This window comes from Spirochaetota bacterium, from assembly GCA_026414805.1.
Lineage (GTDB): Bacteria > Spirochaetota > UBA4802 > UBA4802 > UB4802 > UBA4802.
In genome coordinates this window covers 20,713-40,069 of sequence record JAOAIH010000023.1, presented here as the reverse complement: position 1 = coordinate 40,069, position 19,357 = coordinate 20,713, and the positions used below count along the sequence as shown (strand labels likewise).

At 37.4% G+C, this 19,357-nt stretch carries 17 protein-coding genes; 6 read left to right on the top strand and 11 right to left on the bottom strand.

Annotated elements, in window-relative coordinates; all coding sequences use genetic code 11:
- The 4 genes from N3F66_06575 to N3F66_06560 all read left to right on the top strand — a co-directional run.
- The coding region (locus N3F66_06575) for a hypothetical protein (protein MCX8123813.1) at nucleotides 1-293 on the top strand (293 nt) is incomplete at its 5' end.
- A 546-nt stretch (nucleotides 294-839) separates the two neighbouring features.
- A complete protein-coding gene (locus tag N3F66_06570) occupies nucleotides 840-1,709 on the top strand; it encodes an NAD(+)/NADH kinase (protein MCX8123812.1) in 870 nt (289 codons plus the stop codon).
- Nucleotides 1,710-1,712: 3 nt separating this feature from the next.
- Nucleotides 1,713-3,419 (top strand): DNA repair protein RecN, encoded by a 1,707-nt coding sequence (gene recN / locus N3F66_06565; GenBank protein MCX8123811.1) that lies wholly within the window; start codon nucleotides 1,713-1,715, stop codon nucleotides 3,417-3,419.
- On the top strand, nucleotides 3,416-3,997 hold the full coding sequence (locus N3F66_06560; GenBank protein ID MCX8123810.1) for a hypothetical protein: 582 nt from the start codon (nucleotides 3,416-3,418) through the stop codon (nucleotides 3,995-3,997). Before recN ends, N3F66_06560 begins: the two co-directional genes overlap by 4 nt.
- 2 nt (nucleotides 3,998-3,999) lie before the next feature.
- Here N3F66_06560 and N3F66_06555 read toward each other — a convergent pair whose 3' ends face one another.
- The 3 genes from N3F66_06555 to N3F66_06545 all read right to left on the bottom strand — a co-directional run bounded on the left by N3F66_06555 (nucleotide 4,000) and on the right by N3F66_06545 (nucleotide 6,879).
- Nucleotides 4,000-4,275: an acylphosphatase gene (locus N3F66_06555; GenBank protein MCX8123809.1), complete on the bottom strand. Its 276-nt coding sequence runs from the start codon at nucleotides 4,273-4,275 to the stop codon at nucleotides 4,000-4,002.
- 133 nt (nucleotides 4,276-4,408) lie between these two features.
- Nucleotides 4,409-6,088, bottom strand: coding sequence for an L-aspartate oxidase (gene nadB / locus N3F66_06550; GenBank protein MCX8123808.1), 1,680 nt, complete (start codon nucleotides 6,086-6,088; stop codon nucleotides 4,409-4,411).
- Nucleotides 6,088-6,879: a TatD family hydrolase gene (locus tag N3F66_06545; GenBank protein ID MCX8123807.1), complete on the bottom strand. Its 792-nt coding sequence runs from the start codon at nucleotides 6,877-6,879 to the stop codon at nucleotides 6,088-6,090. The genes nadB and N3F66_06545 overlap by 1 nt, the downstream gene beginning before the upstream one ends.
- A gap of 499 nt (nucleotides 6,880-7,378) precedes the next feature.
- Between N3F66_06545 and N3F66_06540 the strand changes: the two genes are divergently transcribed.
- The gene (locus N3F66_06540; protein MCX8123806.1) at nucleotides 7,379-7,774 is read left to right on the top strand and encodes a hypothetical protein; all 396 of its coding nucleotides are present in this window, start codon (nucleotides 7,379-7,381) and stop codon (nucleotides 7,772-7,774) included.
- Here N3F66_06540 and N3F66_06535 read toward each other — a convergent pair whose 3' ends face one another.
- The 8 genes from N3F66_06535 to N3F66_06500 form a co-directional block, all read right to left on the bottom strand.
- Nucleotides 7,775-9,070 carry an FAD-dependent oxidoreductase gene (locus N3F66_06535; GenBank protein MCX8123805.1) on the bottom strand — a complete coding sequence of 432 codons (1,296 nt, stop codon included), beginning with the start codon at nucleotides 9,068-9,070 and terminating at the stop codon, nucleotides 7,775-7,777.
- Between the two features lie 30 nt (nucleotides 9,071-9,100).
- The gene (locus tag N3F66_06530; GenBank protein ID MCX8123804.1) at nucleotides 9,101-10,450 is read right to left on the bottom strand and encodes a radical SAM protein; all 1,350 of its coding nucleotides are present in this window, start codon (nucleotides 10,448-10,450) and stop codon (nucleotides 9,101-9,103) included.
- Nucleotides 10,451-10,641: 191 nt separating this feature from the next.
- Complete coding sequence (locus N3F66_06525; protein ID MCX8123803.1) at nucleotides 10,642-11,283, bottom strand: methyltransferase domain-containing protein; 642 nt, start codon at nucleotides 11,281-11,283, stop codon at nucleotides 10,642-10,644.
- A 259-nt stretch (nucleotides 11,284-11,542) separates the two neighbouring features.
- The gene (locus N3F66_06520) at nucleotides 11,543-13,393 is read right to left on the bottom strand and encodes a methyl-accepting chemotaxis protein (protein ID MCX8123802.1); all 1,851 of its coding nucleotides are present in this window, start codon (nucleotides 13,391-13,393) and stop codon (nucleotides 11,543-11,545) included.
- Nucleotides 13,394-13,599: 206 nt separating this feature from the next.
- The gene (locus N3F66_06515) at nucleotides 13,600-14,850 is read right to left on the bottom strand and encodes an iron-containing alcohol dehydrogenase (GenBank protein ID MCX8123801.1); all 1,251 of its coding nucleotides are present in this window, start codon (nucleotides 14,848-14,850) and stop codon (nucleotides 13,600-13,602) included.
- Nucleotides 14,851-14,871: 21 nt separating this feature from the next.
- Nucleotides 14,872-15,414 (bottom strand): hypothetical protein, encoded by a 543-nt coding sequence (locus N3F66_06510; protein ID MCX8123800.1) that lies wholly within the window; start codon nucleotides 15,412-15,414, stop codon nucleotides 14,872-14,874.
- 22 nt (nucleotides 15,415-15,436) lie between these two features.
- On the bottom strand, nucleotides 15,437-16,579 hold the full coding sequence (locus N3F66_06505; protein MCX8123799.1) for an iron-containing alcohol dehydrogenase: 1,143 nt from the start codon (nucleotides 16,577-16,579) through the stop codon (nucleotides 15,437-15,439).
- A gap of 12 nt (nucleotides 16,580-16,591) precedes the next feature.
- Nucleotides 16,592-18,454, bottom strand: a complete 1,863-nt coding sequence (locus N3F66_06500) for an aldehyde ferredoxin oxidoreductase family protein (GenBank protein MCX8123798.1) — start codon at nucleotides 18,452-18,454, stop codon at nucleotides 16,592-16,594.
- 271 nt (nucleotides 18,455-18,725) lie between these two features.
- On the opposite strand from N3F66_06500, the gene N3F66_06495 reads away from it, so the two are divergent.
- Nucleotides 18,726-19,214: a hypothetical protein gene (locus N3F66_06495; protein MCX8123797.1), complete on the top strand. Its 489-nt coding sequence runs from the start codon at nucleotides 18,726-18,728 to the stop codon at nucleotides 19,212-19,214.
- Nucleotides 19,215-19,357: the final 143 nt, after the last annotated feature.

The following is a 19,357-nucleotide window of genomic DNA, read 5'->3' as shown; positions in this document are numbered from 1 at the left end:
GAGTGCATTTAGTGTTGTATCAGTCCGAATATGAGTTTTTTCTGGATGTGAAGAAGCTATGGAAGATGTCTCTTGCACATGTGATTGAGTTTTGTACTGAAAATGTGCTGGATGAATTTTTTCTGTATTTTCAGAAGCGTCTTAAAGAAATTAATACCGATAACTATCCTAATAATTTACTCAGTTATTACGAAAATAGGTCGTATACATTTGATTTTTACAGAGAAAAAGGCATACATTGCCTCAAATTCTACTGGGGACCACCGCCAAAAGCCTTACGGAGAGCATTCTGATGATCATAAAGCCTAATTAGTATTTGGTTTTCTATCACATATTAATTAATTACAACATAAAATCTATTTGTTTTAAAATAGGTAAGATGAGATATTTTATTTAAATTATTTTAAATCAACTGTAGCGATATTATTAAAATTTATTAATATTGCTTTTATTTTCGATAAGTGAATTTACATTAACGTTGAATGTATATATTGATTGTACATCAGGTGGAATTTTAGTTTACAATTGGATTAATATTATATAACAGTCTTGTTGTTAAAGGATGCTCCATTTTTATTATTCTTGTAGTAGTACAATGCTTTGTTCGCGCCTCTTTTACACACTGTATGGGACGATACCTAATTCTATTTAGTTGTAATTTACATCTTACTTTTTTTATTACTGATCATGAGCTGTGTTATCTAAAATCAATAATATATGATGCGGTATATTTTAATTGACATAAATCTTAACTGGTATATATTCTTTTATTGAGCAAACTTTTGAAACTATTAAAAAAATATTTTCCATTTTTATACTAAAACCATTAAAGGAAGACAATGCAAAAAATAGCAATAAACCTGCACCCTGAAGATGAAGGGTCTATTAAAATTATACATGCATTGGTAAAAAAAGCACATGCAAAAGGTATACAAGTTCTTTTGCCTGATTATCCAATATTACAAAAGGAATTTTCTTCATTAATTGTAAAGCATGATGCATATACCAGCGTTGATATTGCTGTTGCAATAGGTGGTGACGGTACATTTATACGTACTGCCAGAATATTTGCAGCAGCAAACATTCCTATTCTAGGTGTTAATCGTGGTAGGTTGGGCTTTTTAACTGAATTTTTGCCCCAGGAAGCACTTGATTATTTTGATGAAATTGTGAAAGGTAATTTTACCTTTTCAGAAAGGAAAATGCTGAAAGCCAATATTATCCGTGACGGTGAACACTACGCGGCTGTGGATTATCTCAACGATGCTGTCATTACCAAAGGGTCATTTTCAAGGCCTATCCGTATACGGCTTGAACTCAATGATGAATTTGTTACGTGTTATTCAGGTGATGGCCTTATTATTGCAACAGCTACAGGGTCAACTGCGTATTCGCTTTCTGCTGGTGGCCCCATTGTATTGCCTGAAGATGAATCAGTATTTATAGTAAATCCAATCTGTCCGCACACGCTTGCCATTCGCCCCATGATAGTCCCCGATTCAATGGTATTGTCGGCCAGTGTTGTTACTACTATAGAAAATTTGTTATTGACAGTTGATGGTCAGGAAGCTATTGCTTTGCAGGAAACGGACGTTGTACATTTTTCCCGTTCATCATATGTGATTCACATTATAAATCACCCGTCACGGCGGTATTTTGATGTATTGCGACAGAAATTAGGGTGGGGAGCAAACAGTCAGGCAGAATGATGTATGTTAGTAGAACTTAGAATAAAAAATTTTATTCTTATTGATGAGCTATCGGTAACATTTGGGAAAGGGTTGAACATCCTCACTGGTGAAACTGGTGCAGGTAAATCAATTCTTATAGATGCGCTTTCCGGAGTGCTGGGTGAAAAAATGTCAACTGATATGATTCGCTCAGGCTATGACAGAGCAGTGCTTGAAGGCATTTTTGATATAAGTAATCTGCCACAGGTGCAGCACATACTGGAGCTATCGGGCATTGATAATGATGATAACACCCTTATACTGCGTCGAGAAATTTATTCCAATGGGAAAGGCAGGTGTTTTGCAAATTCCGTGCAGATACCGTTGTCTAAGCTAAAGGAGATTGCTGACTACCTGGTAGACATACATGGGCAGAATGAGCATCAGAATATTATACAGGTTGCAAAACACAGAGAGCTTTTAGATAATTTTGGCAGGTTGCAGCCACTGGTGCAAAAAATGTCGCAGCTGCACAAACAACTGCAAGAGATTAAAGAAAAAATCCAGTCGCTTCAGATTGACGAACGTGAAAAAGCCCGACGCATTGATTATTTGACACATGCAATTGGTGAGATTGAGCAGGCAAACTTACAGCCAAATGAAGAAGAAGCGTTGAAAAACGAGTCTAATCTTTTGAGCAATGCAGAGAAGCTCTTTAATGAATTAAATACTGTACAGGAGCTGATGCAGGGTGACCGTGGTGTTGTCCAGAGCTTAAAGAAAATAGAGATGAGTCTGGGACACATGGCAAATTACGACCCAAATTTGTCGAGTGTACTTGAAACCGTCAGAGAAGCATATTATTCGCTAGAAGATGCACATGCCACACTTAGAGATTATTCGCGTTCTATTGATTTTTCCCCTGAGCGCATAAATCAGGTTGAAGAGAGACTGGCGCTCATATCAAGTTTAAAGAAGAAATATGGTGACAGTATTCAGGATGTTATTGCGTATGCACAGAATGCAAAAAGGGAACTTGCAACAATCACTTCAACTGAAGAAGCGCTGGATAAGCTGCAGCAGGAATACCAGATAACCTTGAAGCAGGCACGTGAACTTGCTTTGCAGCTTTCAGAAAAGCGTCTTGAGTCAGCAAAAAAATTGGAACAGATGGTTACGCAGGAGTTGGCAGATCTTGGCATGCAGGGTACGGTGTTCAGGGTATCCATTAAGCGTGAGATAAGCCCTGAAGGTGAGATAGAAGCAAATAATAAGCGGTATATTTTATATCCCCATGGACTTGACAGGGTTGAGTTTTTGCTGTCAGCCAATGAAGGTGAAGACTTGCGGCAACTGCGTAAAGTTGCCAGTGGCGGCGAGATGTCACGAATCATGCTGGCACTCAAAAAATGTATTCTTGACGCAGATATTGTTGATTCGCTTGTGTTTGATGAGGTTGATGCTGGTATTGGCGGTAAAACTGCAGAGGTTGTTGGCAAAAAGCTGAAGGCTCTTGCAAAGCAGCGCCAGGTGCTGGTTATCACTCATTTGCCGCAGATTGCAGCAATGTCGGACAACCACTACATGGTGCAGAAAAAGTCGGTAAATGCTCGCACTACAACCTATGTTGAAAAACTATCGCCTGATGAAAAGGTAAATGAAGTGGCGCGCATGCTTGCCGGTGAGATTGTGACAGACTTAAGCATTAAGCATGCAAAAGAATTAATTGAACTTGCATCAAAGCAATGAGTATACTTTACAGCACAATCAACCTTTCCGATTTTATGACTTTTCTTCTTAGTGATATCATTACGGCCACATCCCTATTCTGGCATATTGATCTAAACCGCGTGCTTGTATGTAGTGCCTATAATAAAAAAGTCACAGGTGGTGGGATCTTTGCAAAGGTTGTTCCTCTGCGTTTTGAAAATGGCGTTTGCGTAAAGAAGTTTAATAACCACTGGTATGCATTCCCAAAAGTAATGAATAATGGACATGAGATTCTGTATATAATATATTTTTATATACCTCGATATTTTGATCTGCCAGTGTATGAAAAACTCAATGTAGCATTTCATGAACTGTATCACATTAACCCGGATTTTAACGGTGATGTACGCAGGATGGGTGCATATAAATTTTCGCATGGATTTTCAAAAGAGCATTTCAACAACCAGTTTAAAGATGAGCTATCGCACTATTACTCTAAGATTAAAAATACTCCCTTGTATGCAATCCTTGAGATGAACTTTACACAGATTTCAGAACATTTTGAAACAGTGTATACCCGCACTATGAAGGTGCCACGTCCAAAAAAGATAAAATAAAATTAAAAGCGATAGTCACCGCCAATGGTTCCATTGTAATCATAAGTATCAACTTTTCTGATAGATCCATAGAACCGGATGCCGTAGGGATTGGTTTTTAGTGCCTGTATAAACGACTCAACAATAGTGTCATTATCTGTGTCCAGAAGAACTTCAACAGTACCATCAGCAAGGTTGCTTGCACTGCCATGAAGTCCTAACCGTTTTGCCGTTTCGCTGCAATAGTAGCGGCAAAACACTCCTTGTACAATACCATGAAGGATTAATCGCTTAGCCATTATCAAATCCTCCAAAAAAATTGTTTACTAATATTAGCTCCGGTAAGGCGCCGGATGTAGTTGTGTTTAAATAGTTGAGAATTACTCTGCCAAAAGCATTATTGTGCAACACTGCACTACAATACTTTTATAGTCATGAAAACGAAATTTCTGAAATTTTCATAAATACGGGTTCTTGCTGCGATGCAATAATAAAACTTCCGCGTAATGATTCATCCTGCGTGGGATAATTAGTATTATAATGGAGCCCACGGCTTTCTTTGCGAAGCACAGCACTCTGAACAACAAGCTTGGCAGTGGTGACTAAATTACGTAATTCAACAAGACGTGAAGTCAGAGTACTCCTTCTATAGTAATCCTGAATTTCTTCTTCCAGAAGTGTAATGCGACGTAAGGCGCGCTCCAACCTTAGGTTAGAGCGTACAATGCCAACATAATCCCACATCACGCGCTTGACATCTTCAATATTATGCTGAATTAAAATCCATTCTTCTAAGTCAAAGGTACCTTTTTTATCCCACTGTGGAAATTGTGGTAATGAATCTATTTGCTGTGGTGTAAAGATATCTTTTATGTGACAGAAGGCTCTGTGAGAAAATACAATTCCTTCCAACAAGGAATTACTGGCAAGCCTGTTGGCACCGTGCACACCGGTACATGCGGATTCACCTGATACAAACAAATTGTTGATCGACGTTCGGCCATTTAAATCGGATACTATCCCACCACACAGATAGTGTGCAGCCGGTACAACTGGAATAGGCTCTTTGCTTATGTCAATGCCAGCTTGCATGCAATAATTATAAATTGTAGGGAAACGGGATAGCAGAAAGTCCTTATCTTTGAATGATATGTCAAGGTATACGCACTGATCTCCAAGGCGCTTTAATTCCATGTCGATAGCTCTGGCAACTATATCACGTGGTGCTAATTCCTTCAAAGGATGCACCTTTTCCATGAAGCGTTCACCACGGCTATTGTAAAGAATTGCACCTTCACCTCTGACAGCTTCACTAATAAGGAATGCCCGATCTTTTTTCCCGTGTTGATATAATGCTGTGGGATGAAACTGAATAAATTCCATATCGGCAATAAGTGCCCCTGCGCGGTATGCCATTGCAATGCCATCTCCTGTAGCAATGTCAGGATTGGTAGTGTGCAAATATATCTGCCCTATGCCGCCAGTGGCTAGCAGCGTATAGGGGGCAGAAAAAATGTGAACTACTCCTGTAGTGTTATCAAGGATATATGCACCGTAGCAAGTGATGTTGTTGTAGGAATTTACAAATTTGCCAGTTAATCTTAGCTGATGTTGTGTGAGCAAGTCAACAGCGGTATGGTTTTCAAATATGCGTATATTTTTTCTTCGTGCAATTTCATCAAGCAGTGCCCGTTCAATTTCTTGTCCGGTGAGGTCTTTGGCATGAACTATTCTATTATAAGAATGTCCTCCCTCTCGTCCAAGATCAAGTGTAACCGAACCATTGGGATTTTGCCGTGTGCTAAAGTGCGCTCCCCAGCTCATGAGTTCCTTTACTCGCTCAGGACCACTTTCAGCCAATATTCGTACAGCCTTTTCATTGCATAATCCTGCACCAGCAGTTAATGTATCATTGATATGGGCTTCAATAGAATCGTGAGGGTCAAATACTGATGCGATGCCGCCCTGTGCATAGTTGGTATTTGAATCAAAATCTTTCTTTTTTGTGACTATATACACAGTTCCAAGGTCAGAAGCTTTTATTGCAAATGTGAGGCCTGCGATGCCGCTGCCTATCACCAAAAAATCAGATGTGAAAACCTCTATACCCATTACAAGGCCAATTTGTGTGTGTTGAGTAAATTGGAAAAGTTTTGCGCAATATTGTCAATACAATTTGAAAGCGATACTTTTTTAAGTGACGAAACAAAATTATATGTGTAGCTAACAAGCCCTGGGTGATTGGGTTTGCCTCTGAAGGGTACAGGTGTTAAAAAAGGAGCATCAGTTTCAAGCAATAATCGATCAAGAGGGACATACTGTGCAGCCTGTTGAAGAGTGGTGGCGGTTTTATATGTTACGTTACCAGCAAATGAAATGTAAAATCCTAAGTCGATAAATTTTTTTGCATCGGCATGATCACCAGAAAAGCAATGGATAATGCCTACAAGTGGGGTATATTCTTTGAGTATTGCATACGTATCTTCCATGGCATCACGCGAATGCACAATAACAGGAAGATTGTATTTTTTTGCAAGCTGTATCTGCGCATGAAAAGATTCCTGCTGCATTTTTTTTGGCTGGCGCATGCGGTAGTAATCAAGTCCAGTTTCACCAATGCCTAAAATTTTTTGGGGCATTATTTTTATGCCGTGTTCAACAGCTTCGGAAATTTTATTCAATGCAAAGCTATCAGCAGGTGAAGACGGGTGTATTCCCAACGCAAGATAGATAGTATTATATTTGCTGGCAAAATCAATACCCCACTGTAATCCATGCATATCAATTACAACATGGACAGCAGCCCCCACGTTATATTCATCCATAAAAACAACAATAGCATCTGCAGTTGTTGAATGATCTTCAGCGCAAAGATCAAAGTGAGCGTGTGAATCAATATACATACAAAATCCTCATTAACTTTGGTATGTGTATACACTAATTCTTTCCACAATATATGCAATATATTTTTAGTATATTGCTATTATACATTGTTGACAATTTTTAATGAATAAAACATGGTAGATAGAATGCTATCTATGATTTTACACTATTGTGTTATTAATATAAAGTGGGTTGTATGCACTTGTTACTTTGCAACAGGTAAAAATTTTGCTTTAAAGCAACAAGTTTGTATGTAAACTTTGCCTATTCAAAATAATATTTTTGAGATTCTTTTTTTGAAACATGTCCATGTTATGTGTTTATAGTTACAAGTAATGAAAATATTATTGTAGTGTCGTTTTGATTTTTTTAGCTATTTTGAATATTTATTTAATCGATCAGAGTATTTATTTTTGTCATTCTGAGCGAAGCGAAGAATCTAAATATTTAAACATAAGATTCTTTTGCACTGTGTGCCTCAGAATGACCTATCGAAATTTTATTTTTCAGGAGGGAATAATGGTCGTTTCATATACAAATACGTTGAATACAATTTTATATAAAAAAGCACTATCTCTTTTATTATTGATGTTAATTATCACAACTCTATTTAACTGCTCTAGTTTTATTACTAAGGAACAACAACGCAACCTTAAAAATTATCAAGGTGAGTATATTCTGTTACAGGACGCAACTCGTGGCGACAATAAAATTCCCAAAGGTGAAAGAGTTAGAGTAAAAATAACCGCAACCGAAGACTATATAAAAGTATATGCCATGCCAGTTAAGGTAGATATTGTGAAAGGTGAGTGGATCTTAATTTTATATCTTTTCCCGGATGATTTTGAAAATGAAACTTTTAACAACAAGGTTTTTGAAGACAGGCTCTACCAGGTGGTAAAGCCTGTAAAGTAATTACTTAGCTACAACTGTGGCTTCTTCTAGTTCCTTAACCGCGGTGATTGCAGCAACGGTTCCGTCAGATACAGCAGTTGTAATCTGTCTGTATGGTTTATAACGAATATCTCCTGCAGCAAATACATCGGGAATTGATGTGTGCATATATTCATCAGTTATCAGGTATCCATTTATATTTTCCAGGTCATCATGTATAATATTGGGTTTCATTCCTGCAAAAATGAAAACGCCATCACATAGTATTGTTGAACGATTTCCGGTTTTCACATTTTCAACTTCAACTGTCATACTGTCATCAGCATTTTTTATGAATGCCCGTGGTTCATGGGAAAACATAAATGATATTTTTTCATTGGCAAATGCTTTTTCCTGTGCTTCCTTATTTGCCTGCAGTTTATCAAATTGATGTACTATTGTTATGGCACGTGCAAATTTGGCAATGAACAGTGACTCTTCAATAGCTGAATTCCCGCCACCAATCACAACTACATGCTTGTCCTGATAATATTTTGCATCACATGTTGCACAGTACGAAATGCCTTTGCCCTTGTATTCTACTTCGCCGGGAACATTGAGTTGGCGATAGCTGCACCCTGTGGCAAGAATTATCTTTTTTGCGTATATTGTTTCAATCCCGTCTACTATGATATATTTCTCTTTAAGGTTTATGCTAGTAACGTCAACAGCAACTCTATATTGGCACCCTGCTTCTTTAGCCTGCTCACTCATGTAATGCATTAGCATAAATCCTTCGATGGGTTTGGCAAAACCAGGATAGTTGGAAACCATATGCGTAGTCTGCACCTGTCCTCCAGGAAGTTGAGTGTCCACGATGATAGTTTTTAATTTAGCCTGCGCAGCATAAATACCTGCAGTTAAACCGGCAGGACCAGCTCCCAGAATAAGAATATCAGTATAAGTGGTGACGGGTTGTATGTGCGATAGTAACTGATTAAACCTGCTTTCAGGTAATAATAGCTTTATATTGTCTAAAAGTTCAGAGCGTTTTATGCTCCCCGACAGACGTGTGCCTACTTCCAAACCATTTTTGTAAAATAATACAGTAGGGGATGACAGTATCCCTAAGGATTGAGCTAATTGGCGGTTTTCCTGTCTAAATATTTTTATAAATGTTATGTCGTTGCCAAAAATTTCGCTGAGTGGCTCAAATTTTGCTGCCAGCGCTTCACATGGCGGGCATTCTGTAGAATAAAAATCTACAATAACACTGTTACCCTTTAATACTACTTCTTCATATTGTGATGCATTGATATACTTAATTCTTCCACTCATTGTGTTCTCCTTATAGTAATAATAATGATGTTAGCGTAAGCAATTACAACTTGATGTATGAGAATAGCCATCGTGTGTAATGCCTTTTTCAAAATACAGTGAAATGCCCATTGACAGCAATTGATCTTGTGGCCTGCAATCAGGGCTAAGTATTTGACCTGTTTTATTTTTGGCAAGTGCAGCGCAGCCACCACCGCACAGTAAGCTTTTTTCGCATTGCTTGCACTGTTCTATTGTGGTAATATCGCGGTTCTGCCATTCTTTTATATAATCGTGATTCAGTGAAATTTCAGGATAAAATGTACCAACGTCTTCACCTTTTTTGCCCACCATTGCAGTACATGGGTATATTGTGCCGGTGTAATCAAAAGCCCATTCGGTTTTGCACCCTGGACATGCATCAAACAGAGGATGTGGCATAGTGCCATTTTCAAATAAGAATTTGCTTATTGAAAATGCAGGTCTATGGAATTGCAAAATATAGGGGTGTTGTATAATCAGTGCATATATTTTTTCATAGAGGGATGCTCTGTCAAAAAGTTTTGCGTTGTCTGCCTGACAAGAGTGAAGTTCATAATTTCTGCCAATTTGTGTTTTAAATAATGGATTCTTTGTCCATCCTCTATCAATGGCAAATTGGGCAAGCTTTGGAAGATTGTTTATGTTTTGGGCATCAACAACAACTCGTAAGTTAATGGGGATATTTTCTGACAACGCAACATCTATTCCGGTTACTATCGCCTCAAATGTTGGTGCTTTTGTGTGTGTATACCTGCGTGCGTTGTGCACTTCTTCAGTTCCATCAAGTGTTACTTGAATTTCGCGGATTGATGCTTTTTTAAGAGTAGCAATATATGAACTGAGGGTATATCCATTGGTAACTATCGCCAATGACAATCCGTAATTATTAGCTTTTTCAATAAAGTAGGAAATTAATTCCTTTGCATGTGATGATTCAAGTAATGGTTCACCGCCAAAAAGAGTAATATATTTTGGTTTTTGTATTTGTGTGGTAATATAGCCATAAAAAGCATCAATAACTTCTTTTGATAGCAAGCCAGATGCGTGCTCATATCCTGATTGATAGCAATAAGAACAGGCAAAATTGCATGCATACCAGGGTACAAAAAAGATCTGCACCTCTGAGTTGTCGCGCATATCTAAAAAATCCAAATACGCACTGCGGTAAAGCAGCTTTTCCTCATCCTCTGTTAGAACATAGCCCTTTTGTTTAAGAAGCTTTTGGTCAAAGGTACCAGAAATGATCTGCTCCATTTCCAAGCCGGTAATGATGTCGGCCTGTTTTGTTAACGGATTTAGTATGCAATAGTTGTCTCCATCATACAGCTTGCTGATAATTGTGTAGTGTGATAAGCGCATAGTTATACCTTGTTTGTAAAGTTGTCCCACCTGTTACTGGTGCTACCAATAACAGGTGGTTGCATAGATTAATCGTGGCAACCTGCAACGATTGGTGAGATTTTTGCACAACACTGTGCTATGGTCACAGAGTTATCCTTTTGTGCAACAAGTGACTTCATGTAAACACCTCATATAGTAAATTAACTGGATTATTTTTTTATAATCCTATACGTAAAACTTGCAACGTGAATTTTACCTTTTTGGTAAGGTGTACTTTCTTCAAGAATCTCAATATCACTGAACCCTGCATTTGCTATGATGGCCACATATTCATCTTTAGGAATGGCTCCAGCCCAGCACTCAGCAACAGCATCAGGGTCATTCTTATATTCATCCGGAACCTGTCCAATAGAATAAATATCACTAATGATGCACCTGCCGCCGGGTTTAAGAATACGGTAAATTTCATTAAATACCTTTTGCTTATCCTGAGCATGATTTATTGTGCAGTTTGAAATAATCAGGTCGGCAGTATTATCAGCAAGAGGAATGGTTGCAAGGTCAGATTGAATAAATGCAACATTAGTATATCCAAATTTGTTCGATAGCTCCTGTGAAGTGGATATCATGCCATCAGAGATGTCAATGCCATACACAAACCCAGTTTTACCTACTGCATCAGCCATGCGTAAAACATCAGTTCCTCGACCGCTACCCAAATCAACACACACTTCGCCACATTGTGGATTAGCGTGATTTAATGCACCACCACATGAAAGGCAACAACTTGTGGTTGCAAGTTTACTATAACGTACATTAATTGCTTCAATAACGTTTAAATTCTTAGCCATAGTTTGGTGTCACTATCTCTTAAATTTTAAAGAAAATACCATATATTATTATTTTATAAAATACTAAATTACATGAAAAACGTCAAATAAAATTGCATTATTTTTAAAAATTTTAATTCATTAGTTTCCAAAATTGCACTTCTATCTATTCAGGCTTGAGTATGATGTTATTTTTTTCACGCATTATGTCCACTTTAATGAGTTACATTTTAAAAAATATCTTTAATTAAATACTGATATCAGGCTGCATTGGTGTAATTTAATCTATTTGATCAACAGATATTTTGAAGTATTCAATATTTTCCAGCAGCCGTTTTGCATTTTCTTCTAGTTTTTCGGATAGCGATTGTATTGCAAATGATTCTTCTGCAGTATGTGTAGCTACTTCATTTATTGAATTAATTGCTTTTGTTAGTTCATCAATGGTAATCTGCTGCTCATTTGAAGTATTAAATATCTCATTGGAAAGATGTACTAACTTTTCAATATTTTCCAAAATGCTCTTGTTTTGAGCTGTAAGTTCTCTTGTAAACTGGTGAGTAGTGTTGAGCACATTTTGTGTTGTGAGCATTTTATCGCGGACTAATTCAAATACCTGTGCCGTTTCGCTAATAAATTTTATTTCATTTTTAATTTTAGTTGAATATTGTTCAATTGTAGTTTGAATTCCCTTTACAAGAGATGCTGTTTGATCAGCCAATTTATTTACTTCATCAGCAACTACCGCAAAACCTCTTCCGTGCTCACCTGCGCGGGCTGCTTCAATGGCAGCATTGAGTGCAAGTAAGTTTATTTGATCTGCTACATCATTAATTGTGGAGACTGTTGTCTCAACTGTTTCAAGATACTGAGAAATATCAGTTATAGCACTCACAGAGCGCTGGATTGTTTCTTTGCCTTTTTCTACGCCATTAATAGCTTCATTAAAAGTACCAGTTAATGAGTCTACCTGTTGTGTTAAGTTAAAGCCTGAAGTGTTAATAGCAGCTATTTCTTTATTTACTGTATTTGCCTGTTCAAACTGTAATTTAATTGTATTTACTATCATCTCAAAGGATGATGACATCTCTTCATATGCTGAGCTTGTTTCTTCGATGATGGCAGTCAGGTCGCGGGATGCTTCGGAAAACTTAGTGGAAGATATTTTCATATTATTGCTGGTTTCTTTAAGCTCTAGAGAACTCAAGCGTATAAGTTCAACCATTTTACGCAAGTTTTCTTTCATATCATATACAGCAATATTAATTTCTGCAAGCTCATCCGACACTGCTATTTTCTTTGTATATACAGCTAATTGTCCTTGGCCCACTGTACCTAAAAATTCTTTAATGATGTTGGTTTTCATAATGAGGGATTTTGCCAGTAATTTAGCAAGGAATAATGAAAATAGTAAACCGATAGTTCCAAAGATAACAAGCTTCCACCATGAGGATATTATATTCATAGCCCCCTGGTCGATAATGGCTGCCATAAATGCAACCATTATAAAGAAAGGTGTGAAAACAATAACTGTAATTGAAATCATTAATTTTTTTGTGATACTCATTGTATTATGAAATATAAAGCCAGGAGGGATTTTTGGGAAGACTCCTTTGTTATAAATTTCCTGAATAAATATTTCGGTTAACAGAAAATATAGTACAGTCCCTGACGGTGCACATATCAGTATGCTCATCCAGCTTATAAAAATTTGTGTTGTTGAAAATTGATGAGATAATGTTATAGGAACGGTAAACATTGATAATCCTACCACCCATCTGAAAAAAGCACCAATGCTGTGCAGATACGGAAGGTTTAAAAATCTTGTAAAAGCAGTAGAATACAATTCATCGGAAACATTTTCCCCTTTAATTAATGCGTTAAAATATTTTTGTACCGGTTTTGTGACAATGATATTATTTATCTGAGTGGTAATAAATGAAATGGGGAAAGCAAATAAAACACAAATAATAAAGAATGTAATCTGGTTGGGTGAAAAGCTTACATTTGTTGTTAAAAAGAGAATTAATATTGGTACAATAATAAAATAACTAATTCCTTCAGTGCGAATGATAAAATGATAAGTAAACTTTTTTATAGTTGAGTCCATGGGAAGAGATTCTACCTTCATAAACACACAATCCTTTTATATTTTAGAAACTAAGGGGCTGCCGTCACAATTGATAAAGTTGAATTTTATAAAAACGTAATTGTATATTGCGCTTATTTTGATACTGTTTTATCACATTCTGTGGTATAATTACCACAATAAGCGCCAATAAATTCCTTTCTTATTACTTCAATGAAACTTGTGTAGACAGCCCCATAATTATACCATTAACCCTTTTTAATTTTCTTCCTGTCAAGCGGAATTCCTTCCCATGCTGCCTCAAGGACCATTATATAATCATTATAATCAAGGTCCTCGGGATTATAGAATTGAGCAGGGTCGCTCATGGCTGTTTTAGCAATATCAGGAAGTTTTTCTTTTGGAATCATCGGATTGCCATTTCTATCGTATACTTCTTTAAGGAAGCGAGGGTGTTTGCCATCAGTTGCGTCGTGTAAATCCTGTATGAGTTTACGGATGTATTCTACTGTCTTTAATGGCCTATCCTTCTTAGGTGTTTTATTATACACATCTTCACCAGCAAGAGGATACAACAATTCACCAATATACTGTGAAGCTTTATGCATATTATATTCAAGACCATAGGGCAGGAGAATATTCATACATACGCCATGTGGAACACCACATACACCACCAATAGCATGCCCTATGTTATGAACCATGCCAACCATTGAATTGGAAAATGCCATTCCAGCCAGGTTGGAAGCAAGTGCCAGTGCAAGTCTGCCGTCAAGATCTGAAGGCTTTTTAACCACATTGACTAAATTCTGAGCTATTAGCTGAATAGCAGCTAAAGCGGTGGTGTCGCTGAGTGGATTTTTTGCTAAGCAGAAGTATGCTTCCACAGCGTGGGTGAGAGCATCCATTCCAGTAAATGCGGTAATTGCCGGTGGCAGTGTTTTGGTCATACGTGAGTCAATAATTGCTATATCTGGCAAAAGAAAAAGGGAACCAAATGCCATTTTGATATTCTTTTCATGATTGGCAATTACAGCAACTGACGTAACCTCTGAGCCTGTCCCTGCAGTAGTTGGTACAGCAACAAGGGGTCGTAACTTGCGTTTAACGTTTCCATAACCGGCAAATAGCATTAAATCTGCTGCATTTTCGGATACAATGATATTAACACCTTTGGCGGTATCAAGTACTGAACCACCACCTACTGCAATTATGGAGTCGCATTTTTTAGACCTGTAAATTTTTGCAACTTCATTGACCACTTTTACATCTGAGTCAGGTGGAACGTTGTCAAACAGTGCAGTAGCTTTTAATTTTGATTTTTGCATTGCTGCCAGTACAATTTTTATTAATCCGGCTTGTTCAACACCTTTATCAGTAATTATCATTGGTCTTTGTGCATTGATTGCTTTTAAACTTTGTGGTATTTGTTCCAGGGCCTTGTGGCCAACTATTGTTTTAACTCTGTTACAGAATTCATAATATGCTGGTAATTGCATAATTGCACCTCGTTTCAATTATTAGAATGTAAATGCACGAACATAAATTAATATTCTACCAAAATGTTTTCGGAAAGGATTCATCTGCGACCATTTTGGATATCGTTTCACAGCCAGCTTGGCAATAATTTTTGGAAGCAGGTATACTTCCACGATATTCAAAATCCTTACCAGAGCACATGCATCGGGTAAATCACCATCTACAACTAATCTGTTGCGAGTTGTTGCGATTGCTGTCGCCTCCTGAAATGTAAACAGAAGCATTGCTGCCTCAACACTTTTTATAGTCATAGTTAAAGTGGGTTTGTAACCTTTGTCTTTCCATCCTAAGTATTTAACTTTTCCATCTTTTGTTTTACCTACATACATTGCAGGACCATGTGGCCATATCCACATTTTTAATAAAAAATTATCTTTTAATTTCTCAAATTCTTCCTTTACCTCTTTATCAACCTTTGCAGCAGCCTGAATGGCTCTGCCCACTACCCACAGCATCACAGCAATGTATATGCGCTTAATGAATTTCTTTTTAGGTTTAATTTCAGGATAATTTAAAAGGTTCATAGTATTGCTCCTTTGAATAAATTTATTTACCTTCCCAGGATTTTTCCAGTAATGCAAAATATGCACTTTCTTTAAACTGCCTATTCTTTGCAGAAGCAAGCAGGGCATATTCTTTGAGTTTGTAATGAGGAATTTTAAGTTCTTTTAATGTGGAAGGAACAAACTCTTTTGTAACATTGATACATGTAATGAGATAGTCATACGCAGTTTTCTGCCTGTCTTTTTCAGGAGTTTTTGCGTAGGTATCAATTCCTGCAAGGGCAAGGAGTAGTTCTGGACGAATTCCACCTTTAGCTTGCAGTTTGGCTGCAAGGCTATGGCGAAGAAGTATACCCATTACAATTCCGGGTTTAAGGTTAGTATCACTAGCTATCGCCTGCGCTAGTGTATGTACAATTCCCTGTGGTGCATTTGAAAATGCAGTATCAGCACAAGCGGCTGCATTAACAATGGCTACACTTGCATCCTTATTACATGTCCTTTTAAAAGCTTTTGGAAGGTATTGATAAATAAATTGTAGGGCAGTGTGTGCGTATGCGTCGTTAATGGGGTTTGGTGTTTCAATGCCGCATGCTTCAATTGCGTGTGCAAGTGATGTGAGCGCACAGTTGGCTACTTCTTCCTTAGTTGCGTGGCGGGTAATTCGTGAATCAATAACAATGACATCAGGATAGAGGAAATCAGATTGCTTTTCAAAACGCTCATAATATGCAACAGATGCCATTTCACCGCCTTCGCAATCTGCAGTAGGAACACATATCAAAGGCTTAAGGGGTGATGATATGGTAATTTCAGTGCATTGTAAAATATCAGCTTTCAGTGATACAACCATATTCACAGCTTTTGCTATTTGAGTGATACCACCTGAACCAAGTGCAATGATTGAATCGCAGCCTCTATCTCTATATAGTTTGGATAGCTCATTGATTATAGTCAAACTTGGATAGTGAGGGGCATTGGTAAAGAGTGCACCTATAGTTATGTTGCTATCGTATAATGCTTTCACTAATGTTTTATCCAATCCTTTTTTAGCCCAGCGTGGTGATGTGATTACAAGAGGTTTGCGGGCGTTGAGTGATTCTAATTCAAATGGGATATGCTCAAGCGCTTTAAGTCCTGAGCAAATTTTTGGATGACTTAAAAAAGTGAAATTATATGAAATCATGGTGTCACCTCATTATTTTTTTTCAATTTTTAATCGCTTTAACGTTCGATCTTTTGGTATGCCATTGCTGTCAAAACCACGTGCTTTGTAATAGCTGTCCAGCAATTCATCCAATGGTACCGTGCGCTGCTTTGGATCGCAGTTTCTACCTTCGGTTAAAAATCGCTGCGGCAGGGTGTCATCTTTTCGTGAAATGCCTTCTCGGGTATTCATATAACGTTCAAGCACATGGATTCTTCTTCCTGCTTTTATCCACTTAAACATTCCCATTGGTTTACCGGTAATACCTGACCACATTTCTGGCCATAGGCTCACATCCATAAACTTTGTTGCAATTGGATTAAGATAGGTTACCATTGGATTAAGCAGAAATGTTGGTGTATATTTCACTACAAATGGCTCAAGTTCTACTGCAAATGCAGTGAACTGGCATATATGCATGGAATTAATAGCACAGGTAACATCTTCTAAAAATGCTATCATGGAACCTTTGCCTTTAAGTGAGAAAGGATCATGCATATTGAGATATACTTCTACGGCAAAGCTTGCAGTGGAAAGGTGGCAGGCGCCACGATTTGCTACTGCATAGCTTAATGCCTGTCCCCATGCACCTCGCGGATCATAGGCAGCCATTTCCAGCCCCTTAACCTGAATTGCAAAATCTGCTCCGCCATATTTTTGCGATAGTTTCCTGGTGCCGTTGGCAAGATCATTTCCCAATCCTCTTCTAAAAGCTATATCGGTTATTGTTTTTGCCACATTTTCTGGTGATCCAAATCTAAGATCAGTTTTGATTAATCCTTTTTCAGTAGCTTCCATTGCCCAGGCAATTGTGACGGCAGTTGATATTGTATCAAGGCCGTATTTTGTACATAGTTCGTTAAAATGGCTGACAGCAACAGGGTCAAATATCTCTAAATTAGATCCAAATGTTCCGATAGTTTCGTATTCTGGTATCTGCTTGATTTCACCATCAATGTTTCCTTTGTGACCGCACAGAATAGCGCATGGCTTACATGTAGAAAATTTAGTATCGAAGCGTTCAGCCATCTCTTCACCAGATAGTTTATGTGCTTCTCCATGCGAACCGCCGGTAAAATTTCGAACTGGCAATAATCCTCCAGCATTGTTGAGATTCACATTTGCATTTGTCCCAAACTGGCGGTATGATACCGAGGTAATTGGATTTCGGTTTATAAATTTAAGGGTTTTTTTGCGCGCTTTATCAAACTTTTTGGGATTTTTTGGCAAAATTTTGAATTCATTTCCTTTAGCAACTATCGCTTTCAAATTTTTTGAGCCCAATACTGCACCCATGCCACAACGGCCCAAAAACCTATGTCCAGAACAAATGTTGGCATAGAGCACTTTGTTTTCACCAGCCTGACCAATGACAAGTGCACCACTGCCTTCATTTTCAAGAGCCTTTTGAACAGTCTGCGTGTCTTTTCCCCAGAGCTTTTTTGCATCTTTGAATTCAACGCCTTTTGAACTTATGACAATATACACTGGTGCCTTTGCTTTACCCTTGACAATAAGCCCATCCCATCCAGATGTTTTTAATGCCATGCCAAAAGGTCCTCCACAAGAGCCAGTTCCCATAAGGCCTGTTAATGGCGATTTTGTGACAGCTGCAAAACGTCCAGCACATGGTGCACCGGTACCCAAATATACACCTGTCATGACAATGAATTCGTTTTCCGCAGAAAGAGGGTCAATCCCTGCTGGCACCCTATCGTAAAAAAGTTTTAAACCCAATCCTTTGCCGCCAAGATATAATTCTAGGTCTTTCTCGGATATTGGGATTTCGCGGTAGGATTGTGAAGTTAAGTCAACTTCAATGACCTTGTTACTTGTTCCAATAATTTCCTGCATATAGTATCTCCTTGAAACATAAAATTTGTGTAATGTAGTGATTGGCGTTTACGGCAAAAACAACTAAATGTATTATTACAATAAAATTATTTATGAGTAATAATAGAATAAAGTAAAACTTTATGTCAATCAAGATATTGAATAAAAGTAAAAAATGAGTCCAAAGTTATAAATTTAAACTTGTTATTGACAGAAAATTATTTTATTTCATTTATATGTATTGGATATTAATAAAAAATGGTTGTATATAAATAATCTTTGGGAGGAAACCATGTATTTCGAAACTACTACATGCATATCGTTACAACAGCTGGCCATTATTGAAGAATATTCTAAACAAATATCGCTTCCGTTACGTACGTTTATAGCATATATGGTTATGTATGCAGCCAAAAAAGAAAAGAGAAAATATGTTGCATTTACACGAATTGCATACCGTAAGCGCAACACAGGAAATCCATGGCGCAGAGTTCATCTAATGTTGTATCAGTCGGAATATGAGTTCTTGCTTGATGTTAAGAAGCTATGGAAAATGTCATTAGCCAATATTATTGCTTTCTGTGTGGATAATATAATTGATGAATTTTTTTTATATTTCAAGCAACAGTTGCAAAAAATAAATACCGATAACTATCCTGATAATATCCCCAGTTATTATGTTAACAGGTCATACACATTTGATTTTTACAGAGAAAATGGGATACATTGCTTAAAATTTTACTGGGGGCCACCACCAAAAGCATTACGAAAACATTTATAAGCAATATTTTTCTGGTTAGACTAAAAATTATTATAAAAGATAGTGACGGCAAAATTTGCTGACATGGTGGTATTATTAATATAAAAAACCGCTTTGTTGTCGTATCCATTTTAAGGAGCAAAGCGGTCTTATTCATCTACTAT

Bases quoted from the DNA above. Each gene is read 5' to 3' on its own strand.
- N3F66_06570 (MCX8123812.1), top strand. From the start codon at position 840: ATGCAAAAAATAGCAATAAACCTGCACCCTGAAGATGAAGGGTCTATT.
- recN (MCX8123811.1), top strand. From the start codon at position 1,713: ATGTTAGTAGAACTTAGAATAAAAAATTTTATTCTTATTGATGAGCTA.
- N3F66_06560 (MCX8123810.1), top strand. From the start codon at position 3,416: ATGAGTATACTTTACAGCACAATCAACCTTTCCGATTTTATGACTTTT.
- N3F66_06555 (MCX8123809.1), bottom strand. From the start codon at position 4,275: ATGGCTAAGCGATTAATCCTTCATGGTATTGTACAAGGAGTGTTTTGC.
- nadB (MCX8123808.1), bottom strand. From the start codon at position 6,088: ATGGGTATAGAGGTTTTCACATCTGATTTTTTGGTGATAGGCAGCGGC.
- N3F66_06545 (MCX8123807.1), bottom strand. From the start codon at position 6,879: ATGTATATTGATTCACACGCTCACTTTGATCTTTGCGCTGAAGATCAT.
- N3F66_06540 (MCX8123806.1), top strand. From the start codon at position 7,379: ATGGTCGTTTCATATACAAATACGTTGAATACAATTTTATATAAAAAA.
- N3F66_06535 (MCX8123805.1), bottom strand. From the start codon at position 9,070: ATGAGTGGAAGAATTAAGTATATCAATGCATCACAATATGAAGAAGTA.
- N3F66_06530 (MCX8123804.1), bottom strand. From the start codon at position 10,450: ATGCGCTTATCACACTACACAATTATCAGCAAGCTGTATGATGGAGAC.
- N3F66_06525 (MCX8123803.1), bottom strand. From the start codon at position 11,283: ATGGCTAAGAATTTAAACGTTATTGAAGCAATTAATGTACGTTATAGT.
- N3F66_06520 (MCX8123802.1), bottom strand. From the start codon at position 13,393: ATGAAGGTAGAATCTCTTCCCATGGACTCAACTATAAAAAAGTTTACT.
- N3F66_06515 (MCX8123801.1), bottom strand. From the start codon at position 14,850: ATGCAATTACCAGCATATTATGAATTCTGTAACAGAGTTAAAACAATA.
- N3F66_06510 (MCX8123800.1), bottom strand. From the start codon at position 15,414: ATGAACCTTTTAAATTATCCTGAAATTAAACCTAAAAAGAAATTCATT.
- N3F66_06505 (MCX8123799.1), bottom strand. From the start codon at position 16,579: ATGATTTCATATAATTTCACTTTTTTAAGTCATCCAAAAATTTGCTCA.
- N3F66_06500 (MCX8123798.1), bottom strand. From the start codon at position 18,454: ATGCAGGAAATTATTGGAACAAGTAACAAGGTCATTGAAGTTGACTTA.
- N3F66_06495 (MCX8123797.1), top strand. From the start codon at position 18,726: ATGTATTTCGAAACTACTACATGCATATCGTTACAACAGCTGGCCATT.